The sequence below is a fragment of the Mycoplana sp. BE70 genome (genome assembly GCF_031455855.1).
Classification (GTDB): Bacteria; Pseudomonadota; Alphaproteobacteria; order Rhizobiales; family Rhizobiaceae; genus Mycoplana.
In genome coordinates this window covers 36,086-48,309 of sequence record NZ_JAVDTM010000018.1, presented here as the reverse complement: position 1 = coordinate 48,309, position 12,224 = coordinate 36,086, and the positions used below count along the sequence as shown (strand labels likewise).

At 62.9% G+C, this 12,224-nt stretch carries 9 protein-coding genes and 1 tRNA gene; 2 read left to right on the top strand and 8 right to left on the bottom strand.

The genetic code is table 11. The features are described 5' to 3' along the window. Positions 1-13 precede the first annotated feature (13 nt). Complete coding sequence (locus J2Y48_RS24135) at positions 14-1,072, top strand: phytanoyl-CoA dioxygenase family protein (RefSeq protein WP_310423777.1); 1,059 nt, start codon at positions 14-16, stop codon at positions 1,070-1,072. A gap of 123 nt (positions 1,073-1,195) precedes the next feature. On the opposite strand, the gene J2Y48_RS24130 is transcribed toward J2Y48_RS24135, so the two are convergent. From J2Y48_RS24130 to J2Y48_RS24100, 7 genes are all read right to left on the bottom strand, one after another. Further along, entirely contained in the window at positions 1,196-1,702 is a 507-nt protein-coding gene (locus tag J2Y48_RS24130) for a hypothetical protein (RefSeq protein WP_310423774.1), read from the bottom strand. A 520-nt stretch (positions 1,703-2,222) separates the two neighbouring features. Then, a tRNA-Pro gene (locus tag J2Y48_RS24125) sits at positions 2,223-2,299 on the bottom strand. A gap of 256 nt (positions 2,300-2,555) precedes the next feature. Further along, positions 2,556-3,710, bottom strand: coding sequence for a glycosyltransferase (locus J2Y48_RS24120; protein WP_310423771.1), 1,155 nt, complete (start codon positions 3,708-3,710; stop codon positions 2,556-2,558). Continuing rightward, a complete protein-coding gene (locus tag J2Y48_RS24115; protein WP_310423769.1) occupies positions 3,697-4,956 on the bottom strand; it encodes an O-antigen ligase family protein in 1,260 nt (419 codons plus the stop codon). Before J2Y48_RS24115 ends, J2Y48_RS24120 begins: the two co-directional genes overlap by 14 nt. After that, positions 4,953-6,524 carry an undecaprenyl-phosphate glucose phosphotransferase gene (locus J2Y48_RS24110; protein ID WP_310423766.1) on the bottom strand — a complete coding sequence of 524 codons (1,572 nt, stop codon included), beginning with the start codon at positions 6,522-6,524 and terminating at the stop codon, positions 4,953-4,955. Before J2Y48_RS24110 ends, J2Y48_RS24115 begins: the two co-directional genes overlap by 4 nt. A gap of 57 nt (positions 6,525-6,581) precedes the next feature. Continuing rightward, the gene (locus J2Y48_RS24105; RefSeq protein WP_310423763.1) at positions 6,582-7,763 is read right to left on the bottom strand and encodes a glycosyltransferase family 4 protein; all 1,182 of its coding nucleotides are present in this window, start codon (positions 7,761-7,763) and stop codon (positions 6,582-6,584) included. Between the two features lie 5 nt (positions 7,764-7,768). After that, on the bottom strand, positions 7,769-8,347 hold the full coding sequence (locus J2Y48_RS24100; RefSeq protein WP_310423760.1) for a polysaccharide biosynthesis/export family protein: 579 nt from the start codon (positions 8,345-8,347) through the stop codon (positions 7,769-7,771). Between the two features lie 201 nt (positions 8,348-8,548). Here J2Y48_RS24100 and J2Y48_RS24095 point away from each other — a divergent pair, with 201 nt between their 5' ends. Then, complete coding sequence (locus J2Y48_RS24095; protein WP_310423758.1) at positions 8,549-10,768, top strand: Wzz/FepE/Etk N-terminal domain-containing protein; 2,220 nt, start codon at positions 8,549-8,551, stop codon at positions 10,766-10,768. Here the strand turns inward: J2Y48_RS24095 and J2Y48_RS24090 are convergent. Continuing rightward, positions 10,765-12,051 (bottom strand): GNAT family N-acetyltransferase, encoded by a 1,287-nt coding sequence (locus tag J2Y48_RS24090; protein WP_310423754.1) that lies wholly within the window; start codon positions 12,049-12,051, stop codon positions 10,765-10,767. The two genes, J2Y48_RS24095 and J2Y48_RS24090, sit on opposite strands and share 4 nt — an antisense overlap. Positions 12,052-12,224 lie beyond the last annotated feature (173 nt).

Below are 12,224 nucleotides of genomic sequence, written 5' to 3'. Positions count from 1 at the left end.
CTATAGGTTTTGTATGCGCCTCACTTCCGTCCTGCTGAGTCCGTTCTACGCCCTCCAGCTCGCATCGGGTGCCAAATCCTTTGCCGACAATCCGATCATTGGCAGCAAGACGCTGAACAGGATGGGCCTGCACGCGAAACGCGTGGCGGTGGCAATGGACATGGCGGACCGGCGGCGCAAGTCGCTCGCGCAACTCGTCACACCCGAGCAGCGGCGTGAATACGAGGAGAACGGCTTCGTTCGAATTGAGAATTTCCTGCCGGCCGAAGTCTTTGCCAAGGTGACGGCGGAACTGGAGAACAGCGATTTCGACCGCTACGACATGCTGCAGGGGACCACTGTCACCCGCCGCGCACTGATCGATGACAGCGATCTGGAGCGGCTGCCGGGTTTCAAGGCAGCGCGCAACGATCCTCGGATGTCGAACCTCCTGCGTTACGTCTCCTCGCACGATGGCCAGCCGCTGCTCGTCGTCCAGGTCGTGATGGCACTGCCTTCGACACCCTCCAAGGAGACTGCATCCGACCCGCAGACGGCCCTGCACAGCGATACCTTCCAGCCCACCGCCAAGGCCTGGCTTTTCCTGAAGGACGTGGGCGAGGACGACGGGCCGTTCTCGTACGTGCCGGGCTCGCACAAGGTCACGCCGCAGCGCATGGCGTGGGAAAAGCGCATCAGCGAAAACTCCGACACGATCGAGAACAAATACTCCGCGCGTGGCTCGCTGCGCATCATGCCGGAGGAATTGACAGCGCTCGGCTACGGCCAGCCCGTGAGGATGGTGGTGAAAGCGAACACGCTGATCGTAGCCGACACGCACGGCTTCCATGCGCGCTGCCCGAGTTACAAGGAAACGACGCGGGTCGAGATCTACGGGTCGCTGCGCCGCAACCCTTACCTGCCGGTGACCGGCCTGCACTTTGCGTCGCTTTCCTTCATCAAGTCCCGCGTTAATCGGTTGATCATCGGCGGCATGAGCCTCCGTGGGAAGATCGGCCTCAAAGGCTCCCCGTGGGCGCCGGCCGGTCTCGGCAAGGCGCTGGAATGGTCCAAGCGGCTGAAGCGGAAGTAGGCGAAGGATACGGTTGCAAAGTACGATTGGGTGGGTGAACGAGTTGCGCCGCGCCGAATGGCTCGGGCACCGACGAACCCTCGCCGGCCTAGCTACCGCCCTGCTTGTTGCGACCTCAGGTCGTCAAGCCGCACTCGGTCCCGGGTCATCGCCGTCGTTCCGGTCGAAGGGTACCGGCATTGCGCGGGCCGGAAATGAGATGACACGCGAGGTTTCCGCAGGCTCCCCGTGACGTTGCTCCGACCGGGGCACCACTTTCTCGACGATGACCGTTCGCGGCCATCCGTCGTCCGGCATCACCGCTGCAGTATCACCTTCCGAAAGCCCGAAAAGTGCCAAACCAAGCGGGTCGTGAATCGATAGCGCGTGCGGTACGGCCTCGACGGGGAGTTCCGCCTGCACGATCACCACGGTGTGCGGGCTGCATCCTTCAAACCTGTAGGTCACACGGCTATTGATTGTGACGACATCAGGCGGGATTGCACCACTGCAGTAGATCTCCGCGACCGCCAACTTTGCTCGAAGCAAGACCGCGAGCGGATCGCTCGCATCGGGCAGGCGGTCGAGCATGGTCTCCAGGATCGCCATGTCATTGGGGGTGAGTTTGCAACTGATCGGTTCCACGGGCATCTAAAATCTCACTTTCGCCGCAACGATATTCGTTGCACGCTCCAAACGAGGTCCAAGTCGCTGAAATGTTCCCCTGGTCGCGGCGGCCCGCGCCAGGGGTTACGAGCCCGTGATCAAGCTACTCGCATGATGAATGAAGCGGAGGCGGCGTCGGTGGACTGGCGAGGAAGGGGGGGCGCCAAGCCGGGGCAGGGCGATCGCTGCCGAACTCAGTCGATGACACGTGCAGGACGCCATCAGCCAATCCTCACAACCCAGGCGCTAGAAGGGCCCGGATGGCAGGATCGGTGCGCCGGCATGAAAAGTCAAGCGACGGGCCGGTGAGCGAAGAGATCGACGCATGAAGGGAGGCTAGCACAGCGATGACGACATTGGCTCGTCAACGTCATCGAGAACGTTCCGGACTTTATTTCGGGACTGTCTGCGCCGACACCGTAAGTCTGTATCTGGAATGTTCTCATTTTGCCAATGACTGCGTCTTGGCATTTCCTTGATGTGGTAGCAAAATCAAGGTCTTCAATGGTCGGAGCGGCGGGATTCGAACCCACGACCCCTTGACCCCCAGTCAAGTGCGCTACCGGGCTGCGCTACGCTCCGAACCGTCGCAACCCCTATAGTCTCGGTGCCGGGGATGCAAGGGGCAATTTCACCTATGCCAACAAATTGCGAAGATGTTCCCGCTACGGACGCGATGCAGGCGGTGCGGATGGCGCTCGACCAAGGCGAAACGAATGCGTTTCTGTCGAACAACCCCCAGTCTGGGCCAAAAAGATATGCGAAATCAAAAGCTCTGAAGCGCAGCGGGCCTGTGTCAAGCCCACTCATCCTTTAAGGCGGAGTGGGTGCGGCTGTATTACGTGACAAGGCTGCGGTAGATCGCCTCCGTTTCCGATATCATGCGGGGCAGATCGTAATCGTTGCTGCGCAACCTCGCGGCCACGGCGTAGCGTTGCAGACACGAGGGATCGGCGAGGCCTATCATCGCGTTTGCCAGCGTGCGAGGGTCGTCGTCGTTGGGAACCAGAATGCCGTTGTGGCCGTGCTCCAGCACGGTCGATGCGCCGCCGACCTCGGTGAGAATCAGGGGCTTGGCCGCGGAGGCCGCCTCGAGCATGACATAGGACATCGCTTCGTAGCGGCTCGGCATGACGATCGCATCGACCGCATCCATTGCTTCCGGTCCGGTGAAGCGGCTTGTCAGATGAATGCGTGCGCCGGCCGGGCTCTGGTTGATCCGACCGCGTACCAAGTCCTCCAGTTCTCCGGCGCCGACCATCAGAAGATGGGCCTCCGGCAGTTTCGCCGCGGCGATCGTGAAGGCGTCGACCAGACGTTCGGGCGCTTTCTGCGGCGAGAGGCGACCGACAAAGCCGAAGACGAGGGCCTCGGCGGGGATGGCGAACGCCTCACGGACCGTGTCGCGCAGGCCGCCCGGCGGGGTCTCAACGCCGTTGACGACGATGGACAGCTTCTTGCGGGGCATGCCAAGCGCCCGGGCATGGGCATATTCATCGGCGGAGACGCAGATCACCCGGTCGGTTAAAAATCGTGCCAGGCATGTCTCGATTGTGCCGTAGACGAACTGACCGGTCCTGCCGAGTGTGGGATCCATCGTGCGAAACGCATGCGGTGTATAGACCCGCGGCGCATGGCGGCCCGGCAGCCGGATGCGCGCGAGCGCACCGGCCTTCGAGCTGTGGCCGTGGATGGCGTCGAAGGGTCCGTGCTTCCGCATCAGGCGGCGCAGATTTGCAAATGCGCCGAAGTCGGACAGTCCCGGCGAGCGGGCCATGTCGACCGGGTGGACGCCGTCGAGCCCAAGCGAGACGAGCTCATCGACGAAGCGCTCCTCGGCGCGTCGCGGAGAGTAGACCGCGTGAACCGTGTGGCCGCGTTGGGTGAGTCCCCGGCAGAGATCGATGAAATGGCGCCCCGAGCCGCCGCCGCTCGGTTCGAGCACCTGCATCAGGCGCAAGCGTCGCGTGGCCTTGTCGCTATGCCGGTCCATGTTCGCTTCGCTGGTTCGGCCGGAAGCGCTTGCGGTGGCGATGTTCGAGGGCGAAACAGCCCCAGAGAACGCCGACGATGAGATAGAAATGCCGCCAGTGGTCGGTGTCGATGACGAAGCCGATCGCCGTGTGTCCGACAAAGGCGATGTAGGCGATCATCAGATAGGGCTGCCAGGGACGGTTCAGCAGCAGGTTGCGGAAACCGGTCCAGAGCGTCCAACTCACCAGCGTCAGGTAACAGAGAAAGCCGAGCCAGCCGTAGCTGGTCAGCGACTTCAGCCAGATGTTGTGCTCGTCCTCGGGAAAGATGGTGCTGAAGACCATCGGGCCGATGCCGAGCGGGGTTTCCATCGACATGAGAAAGCCGAGGCGGTGCCGGGCGAAGCGGCCGAGATGGCCGCCGTCGTAGTCCTGCACGAGCTGGGTGCGGCTGGAAAACAGCTCGGCGATCTGCGGGATCTGCAAGGCAATGACAAGGCCGATCACCATGAGCCCGATAGCCGAAATGCTGAGCGCCAGGATTTTCAGGCGGAAGGCTCCGGTACGCTCCTTGAGCAGCATGATGAAGACCAGCGCGACCGCCGAAAACAGAAACAGCGCCCAGGCCGCGCGCGAGAAGGACAGGAAAAGCCCGAGCGCGATTATGAGAAGCCCGATCACGTTCAGCGGTGCCTTTGCCAGCCGATTGGCGAGCAGGCCGTGCATCAGATAGAGGGCGGGGGCGACGAGAAAGGGACCGAAGACGTTCGGATCCTGGAATGCGCCCTTTGCGCGATCGTAGAGCGTGAAGGCCTCGCTGCCGGGAAATGCGTTGAAGTAGCCGAGGATCCCCAGCGTGGCCGTGATCAGGGCGCTGGCGACCCAGGCGCGGAAGATCAGTTGCAGCCGCTGCGGCTTCGCCTCGATGATCGCGGCGAAGAAGATGGATGACAGCGCAAGAAACAGCGAGACGGCGACATACATCGGGCCGTCGGCCATGTCGGTCATGACCGTCAACGAAAGCATGCCGCCGATATTGAAGGTTACAAGCAGCGCCAGGAGCGGGGCGACGCTGCGCGAGATCCGCAGCCCGAGGAGCGCCCAGATGCCGATCAGCCCCGCCATGAAGAGCTCGTACGGCGCCGGTTCGGAGATGACGAAACCGGACAGGAACACGCCGATCGTGACGAGCGCAGACGCGATCACGCCGATGGCGGCAAGCTGTGGCCGCAGGGGCGGGAATATCGGCAGGGCCGCGGCGCTCAATAGGCGTTCTCCGTATTGAGCAGCCGGATCGGCGTCAGGAACAGTATCTTCAGGTCGAACAGCAGTGACCAGTTCTCGATGTAGTAGAGGTCGAACTCGGTGCGGTAGCGAATCTTGTCGTCATGGTCGATTTCGCCGCGCCAGCCGTTGATCTGCGCCCAGCCGGTGACGCCCGGTTTGACGCGGTGACGGGCAAAATAGCCCTCGACGATGTCGACGTACTTGCGGTCGTGCGACTGCGCCTGGATGGCGTGCGGGCGCGGACCGACAAGCGACAGTTCGCCTTTGAGCACGTTGAAGAACTGCGGCAGTTCGTCGATCGAGGATTTGCGCAGGAAACGTCCGACCGGGGTCACCCGTGGGTCCCCCTTGGTGACGGCGGCCCTCGCGGTCGGATCGGACATGTTGGTGTACATCGAGCGGAACTTGTAGACCTCGATGATCTCGTTGTTGAAGCCGTGTCGCTTCTGCTTGAAGATGATCGGTCCCGGCGACGTCAGCTTGACGGCAAGGGCTGCGCCGATGAAGACCGGCCACAGCAACAGCAGCGCCAGCAGGCTGAAACCGATGTCGAAGATACGTTTTGCCACCGAATCCCAGTCGGCGATCGGCCTGTCGAAGAGGTCGAGAAGCGGGACGTTGCCGACTTGCGAATAGCTGCGCGGGCGGAAGCGAAGGCCATTGGAATGCGCTGCCAGCCGGATGTCGACGGGCAGAACCCAAAGCTTGCGCAGCAGAGACAGGATGCGCGTCTCGGCCGAGAGCGGCAGCGAGATGATGAGCATGTCGATCCGAGCCAGCCTCGCAAACTCGACCAGCTCCGCTATCGTTCCGAGCTTCGGGTAGCCGGCGACGATCGAGGGGGAACGTCGCTCGTCCCGGTCGTCGAAGATACCGCAGATGCGGATGTCGTTGTCGGGCTGGCGCTCCAGCGCACGGATCAGTTCCTTGGCCGGTTCGCCGCCACCGGCAATCACGGCGCGGCGTTCCATCGTTCCGTTCCGGGCCCAGCGACGGATCGAATAGGCGATCAGTTGCCGCTCCGCTACGAGATAGATGGCACCGAATAAAAACCAGAGCATGAACCAGACGCGGGAGGTGTTTTCGGCGACCTTGAAGAAGAAAAGCGCGAGCGCCATGGTCGCGAACGCAATTGCCCAGGCGCCGAGCAACCGGGGGATCATGCGCCAGGCCGCTCGTAGCGACGGGATCTGGTAGGTGTCGGCCACGTGCAGCAGCAGCACGCCGAGCGCCGAGCCGGCGGCGATCACGCCGATGTAGAACAGCATCATGTCCAGCGATGGGGCGACGTAGATGCTTGTGATGCCGTAGCCGATGACGAACAGCATCGTGAATTCCAGCAGCCGCAGCAGCCCCGTGATCATGTTTGGCGAGTAATTTTCTGCGCGAAACTGCAGAGCAATCTGCTGGGCGAGCGGGTTGAGTTCGACCGTCTTGCCGCCATCCTGCTCCTCGGCCGCGCCACCCGGTTCGATGGTGCGCACCTCGGAAACCTTGCGCCGGATCCGTTCCGGGTCGAAGGCGTCTGGCTTGTCAATACGGTTCATGGCTTGCATCCGGATCGGTCATGCGCACCCGATAGCAGAAAGCCCCTAAGAAACCGCTTACGCGAGGTGGGGCGAAACCGTACAACCTGTCTGGCAGCCGGGGCGTGGCAGCAGTTCGCGGTAGAGCTTCATCATCGACGTCGCCATGACGGAGGCTGAAAACTTGCCCTTAAAGGAAGTCGGGTCCGGCATCACCTGCGTCCGCCACTTCGGGTCGGTGACCGAGCGTGCCATCGTCGCTGCGAGCGCGTCGGCATCGGCGGGTTCGGCCAATGCGATGTTGCCCTGGCCGAGAGCTTCCGGGATGCCGCCGACGCGGCTCGCAATCACCGGCACATTGGCGGCGAGCGCCTCAAGCACGATGTAGGGCATGGATTCCGCCCGCGAGGGGACGACGATCGCGCGTGCCATTGCAAACGCTTCACGGGCCTTCATCGCCGGCATCATCGCGATCCGCCGGCCCAGGCCGAGACGCAGCATCGTTTGCTGGTATTTCTCTTCGTCCGGGCCGTCGCCAATCATCAATGCCGAGAGTGGTCGTCCGACCCGCCGCTCGGTCTTGGCGAAGGCATCGATGAAGACGTCCGGCCCCTTCAGGTCGCGGAGCATGCCGATATAGAGGAAATCGGCCGCACCCTCGTGCGGATAAATCGTGTCGAAGTCGCGGTCACTGATGCCGTTGTAGATGCGCTCGCTTCGGCAACGGGGCTTGCCGACCTTGGCAACGTAGGCTTCGCGCTCGAAATCACAGACGAACACGAGGGCGTCGGTGAAGGGTTCGAGCAGCCGCTCGGTTCGGAGCACCGCATTTCCCGTCATCGTGGCGCGGGAGTAATGCAGGCTGCCGCCATGCGGCGAATAAAGGCGGGCTACGCGATACCTGTTCACCCGCAACGCTGAGCCGATGAGCCGGGCAATGGCGCCGCCCTTGGCGCCGTGCCCGTGAAGCACATCCGGCTGCAAACTTCTTATTTCACGATAGCTGCCCGACAAGGCCCGCAGGTCGCCCGGACTGACCGAGCGGCGGATCGGCAAGCGGAAGATCCCCAGCGACAGGAACGGCCGGATCTCGTCGAACAACGCGTCCTCATAGGTGCCGCCGGTGCTGCTGTCACATACGATTCCGACATCATGGCCTTGCCGCGCATGGTATTCCGCGAGGTCGCGCACGTGCCGGAAGATCCCGCCGATCGGGGAGCGGAAGCAATGGATGATGCGCAGTGGAGGCTCGCTGGCCATGGGCGTCAGAACAGCCGCTCGCGGACATAGATCGTGTCACCGGCCATGATCGGATCGGAGATCGATACGCGGCCGGTGATGATCTTGCCGTTGATCTTGCGTGTGACGTCGACATTCGCCTGGTTCGCCCGCGGTGAGAAGCCGCCGGCGACTGCGATCGCGTTCTGCACTGTCATGCCCGCGACATAACTGTATTGGCCGGCCTGGCCGACTTCGCCCATGATGTAGACGGCGCGATAATTGGCGACTTCGATGGAAACGTCCGGATCGCGCAAATATCCCTGCCGCAGCTTGCCGGCGATGATGCTTTCCATCTCCTGGATGGTGTTGCCGCGCGCAGGCACGGAGCCGATCAGCGGAAAGGCAATGTAGCCGGCCTGGTCCACCAGGTAGGTGTTGGAGAGGTTCGCCTGTTCGAACACGGTGACGCGCAACCGGTCGCCGCTGTCGAGCCGGTAGGGCTGGATCGTCGCTTCCTGAAAGGCTTTTGGGGCAGGGCGATAGCCGCTGCAGCCGGCAACGATGGCCGGCGCGAGCGTCGCCGCCGCAATGATCGCGACTCTGATTGTCCTTGCGAATGCCATTTCGCCCATGCCTGCCGGAAGTGCTTCGTTTCGCTCACTGTTATCAATCCGTTAGGGTTAATAGCCGGTAAATCTGCAACGGGTGGATGTCGATTTCTCTGGCGGCGGCTCTGGGCGGTTGTGGCTGATGTCCGGCATTAACGCTTAGGTTACCATGATTGTTTACCGTGCGCGTGCAGTTGCGTGTTCATGGAGTAGCAGATGTCTGGCGGTTACGGAGCTCAGGACGATGTCGATATCGACCTCGGCGGGCTGGTGCGTGCGATCTGGCGGCGCCGTCGGCAGGTGTTGCTTGCCACTGTGGCATCCGCAGGCATCGCTTTCGGAGTTGCCAGCCTGATCGCGCCGACCTATCGCAGCGAAACCCGCCTGCTGATCGAGGCGCGCGAGCCCGAATTCACGACCAGTGCGGACCGGAGTGTCGGGCGTGAACCGGCGATCGATGAACTGGGCGTGGCCAGCCAGGTACAGTTGCTGAAATCAGCGGACCTCATCAAGCAGGTCGCCCGCAACATGAAGCTCTATGAACTGCCCGAGTTCGATCCGACCGCCAATCCGTCTGCCCTGTCGGACATACTGGTGGCGTTCGGGTTGAAGAAGAATCCGCTCGACCTGCCGCCGGAAGAGCGTGTGCTGAAGGAATTCCAGGAAAAGCTGATCGTCTACCAGGCGGAGAAGTCGCGCGTCGTCGCGATCGAATTCACCTCCAGGGACCCGATGCTCGCCGCCTCCATCCCCAACGAGATAGCAAAAGTCTACCTCTCGCTGCAGAGCGGTGCGAAGCTCGACAGCAATTCGGAGGCAACGCGCTGGCTGGAACCGGAGATCGCCAATCTGCGGGAGAAGGTGCGGGAGGCCGAGGAGAAGGTGGCGAAGTACCGCTCCAGTTCCGACCTGCTGCCCACCGGTGAGAACGCCACCTTCGCCGTGAAGCAGCTGAACGACATTTCCACCGAGCTTGCGCGGGTGCGGACGGAAAAGGCGACGGCCGAGGCGAGGGCGGAGAGCGTGCGGGCCGTGCTGAAGAATGGCGGCGAGCCGGATACGCTGAGCGATGTCGTCGGTTCCCAGATGATCCAGCGGATGAAGGAGACCGAGGCGCAGCTGCAGGGCCAGATTTCCGATCTGACGACGTCGCTGCTCGATCAGCACCCTCGTCTGAAGGGGCTGCGCTCGCAGCTCGCCGGCATTCGCGGCCAGATCAAGGCGGAGACGTCGAAGATCCTCGCGAGCCTCGAGAACGAGGCCAAGGTCGCCCGTCTGCGCGAGCAGCAGCTCGTGCAGCAACTGAACACGCTGAAGGCGGATTCGGCGCGCGCGGGTGAAGAGGAGGTGGGGCTGAAAGCGCTCGAGCGCGAGGCGACGGCACAGCGTCAACTGCTGGAGACCTATCTTGCGCGCTACCGCGAAGCGGCCTCGCGCACCGGCGCCAACGCGACGCCCGCGGATGCCCGGATCATCTCGGCAGCCGTGCCGCCGACCGAACGGCAGTTCCCGAAGGTGCTGCCGATCACGATCGTCGGCGGCCTGGCCGGGTTCCTCCTCTCGGTCGTTGCCATCATGCTGGCGGAACTGTTCAGCGGACGAGCGCTCAAGCCCGTTTCGCCGGCGCAGCGGGAACCGGAAAACGGCTTCTCGGACGACGATTCCATTACCGGGCGTAACGCCACGCGGGCCGACGTGGCTGCAGCGCGGCGCGCATTGACGAATGTGGACATCGCCGCGCAGGGGGACAGTCCAGCCCATGAGCCGTTTCTGGTCGGGCTTAACGCCGACGAGCCTGCGGGATTGTCTCCGCAGGATACGCAGCCTTCCGGAGACGGTGAAGAAGACGCGAATTTCACGGTCGCAGCCGTGGCGCGCCATCTGATCGATAGCGATGTGGCCGTTGCTATCACCATCTCGCCGTCCGGCGATCCGGGCTCGTCCGCCACCGTGGCGCTTGCCCGGACTATCTCGAACAGCGGGCGAAAGACCGTGCTGGTCGACCTGACCGGCTCCGCGTGCCCGACCCGGCTGATGGCGGCGACGACCTGGCTTCCCGGGATCACCGATCTTCTCGTCGGCGATGCGGCGTTCTCGGACATCATTCACGGTGACGAGGAATCGAAGGCGCATATCGTCGCGCGCGGCAACGCGAACATCAAACGGGCGATGCGTGGCATCGACCGGCTGTCGATGATCATCGACGCCCTGGCTGATGCCTACGACACGGTTCTCGTCGAGTGCGGGGCGGCGGAGGTGGAGGGCGTACGCCGGCTGACCCGGTCCGGCACGGCGGAGATCATACTTTCGATCCCCGATGCCGATGAGGACCGGCTCGTCGAGCTTATCAACGCCTTCGGCGATGCCGGATACAGCGAGATCGTGCTGATGACTGGAGATGGGGCACCACGGTATCCAGGGCGCCGGGCGGCTTAGAGCGGTTTCCCTTCGGCGTCATTCGGGTCGCCATCGACGGGGTTCTCGCGGAAATCCGTGTTGCCCGAGCGAAGCCGCTGGACGAAGCCGTACAGTCGGGGGTTCTGCTTGATGGTGCGCTTGACGTTCGCCTTGGCACGGTGCAGCGCTGCGATCGCACTGCCCGCAGCCGTCGTCGGCCAGAGCAGGTCGTGCTGACGCGTTTCGATGGTGCACCAGGAACGCTTGTACGCCTGATCGCCGATGCCGAAATCGAACACAGCGACGCCTTCGCCGCAGAGCTTCCGGATCATCAGGTGAAACAGGAATTCACCCGGACTGGTCTCGGGCGCAAACGTCTCGTCGATCGAGCCGAACTGGCAGATGACGTGGTCGCCTTTGCGCGAAAGACCAGCGATGGCGATGATCCTCCCCTGTTCGTCACCACTTTTGATCCGCAGGGCGTGCAGTTGCAAGGCATACGCGTCTCTCTTTGCCGGCATGCGGACTAGGGTTCGGAAGAATGCCTGCGTTTCGTCATCCCGAAACACGTTGGGCAATCCAAGGGCTTCGAAGCGCGTCGCCTTCTGCTGAAAGAACTGGTCAAGCGTGGAGCCGGTATCCCCCGGTGTTTCGGCAATGAGATGCTCATACCCTCCGAGCGCCTCCAATCGGCGCTCGGATTGGCGGAACTTCTTGCGCCGCCGCTTGGCGTTCAACTGTGTGAGTGTCTCATCGAAGTCCGCAAGAAGCGGCAACTGGTAGGCCGCATTCTGGTTCAACACGGCGGGGAGGTGCGAGAACGGATGTTCGTGTCCGCGCCAATGAAGCGGCATGTTCTCCAGCATGAACAGGTCGAAATGGCGTGAGAATTGCCCGCGTGCCTGATCGAGCGCCCGGCGCAGCATCGCCGGCGAGACGAGCGACCGGAAGCTCTCCGTATAGAGGCCGGTGTTGATGTTGCTGAAACGGGAGCCGAGAAAGCGCGCCGTGCGGACCGGGCCCTGGCGCACGATTTCCAGCGGCATGATCAGCTCCGTCCGGCCCGCATGAACCCCCTCGACGATGAGGAGGCGACTGTCGTGCGTTTGAGCCCAGGCGCGGCACCAGTCATAGCTCTGGTGCAGGGAGAGATCGTTGCCCGCCTCCAGCCGACGCCACGTCGCCTCGAGCGGCTCCATCCGGTTGTGCAACTGGATCGTAAAGGGAATGACGGACGCACGCCGCTCGGCGCCGGGGGCATAGCGCGCCAGCTTGCCCAGGACGTCCCCGTCCGCAGGCATGACCTGGAAATCAAGCTGCATTGCACGCATGTCCAGCCCCATTGCATCCCTTCGCGGCTACGCTGCCGTTGTCGACCTTACGTCGGGATGATCGGTAACTGGTTTACATCCATGCCAGCGGCGGGATCTGTCCGCCAAAAACGGCCGCCACGGTTAGCAAGACGCTAACGTCTCGCATGCGCAGGATTTGCTGC

Excerpts from the sequence above, each read along its gene's own strand:
- J2Y48_RS24105 (WP_310423763.1), bottom strand. The coding sequence starts at position 7,763 with ATGGCCAGCGAGCCTCCACTGCGCATCATCCATTGCTTCCGCTCCCCG.
- J2Y48_RS24120 (WP_310423771.1), bottom strand. The coding sequence starts at position 3,710 with ATGGACCGGCATAGCGACAAGGCCACGCGACGCTTGCGCCTGATGCAG.
- J2Y48_RS24130 (WP_310423774.1), bottom strand. The coding sequence starts at position 1,702 with ATGCCCGTGGAACCGATCAGTTGCAAACTCACCCCCAATGACATGGCG.
- J2Y48_RS24095 (WP_310423758.1), top strand. The coding sequence starts at position 8,549 with ATGTCTGGCGGTTACGGAGCTCAGGACGATGTCGATATCGACCTCGGC.
- J2Y48_RS24135 (WP_310423777.1), top strand. The coding sequence starts at position 14 with ATGCGCCTCACTTCCGTCCTGCTGAGTCCGTTCTACGCCCTCCAGCTC.
- J2Y48_RS24110 (WP_310423766.1), bottom strand. The coding sequence starts at position 6,524 with ATGAACCGTATTGACAAGCCAGACGCCTTCGACCCGGAACGGATCCGG.
- J2Y48_RS24090 (WP_310423754.1), bottom strand. The coding sequence starts at position 12,051 with ATGCAGCTTGATTTCCAGGTCATGCCTGCGGACGGGGACGTCCTGGGC.
- J2Y48_RS24100 (WP_310423760.1), bottom strand. The coding sequence starts at position 8,347 with ATGGCATTCGCAAGGACAATCAGAGTCGCGATCATTGCGGCGGCGACG.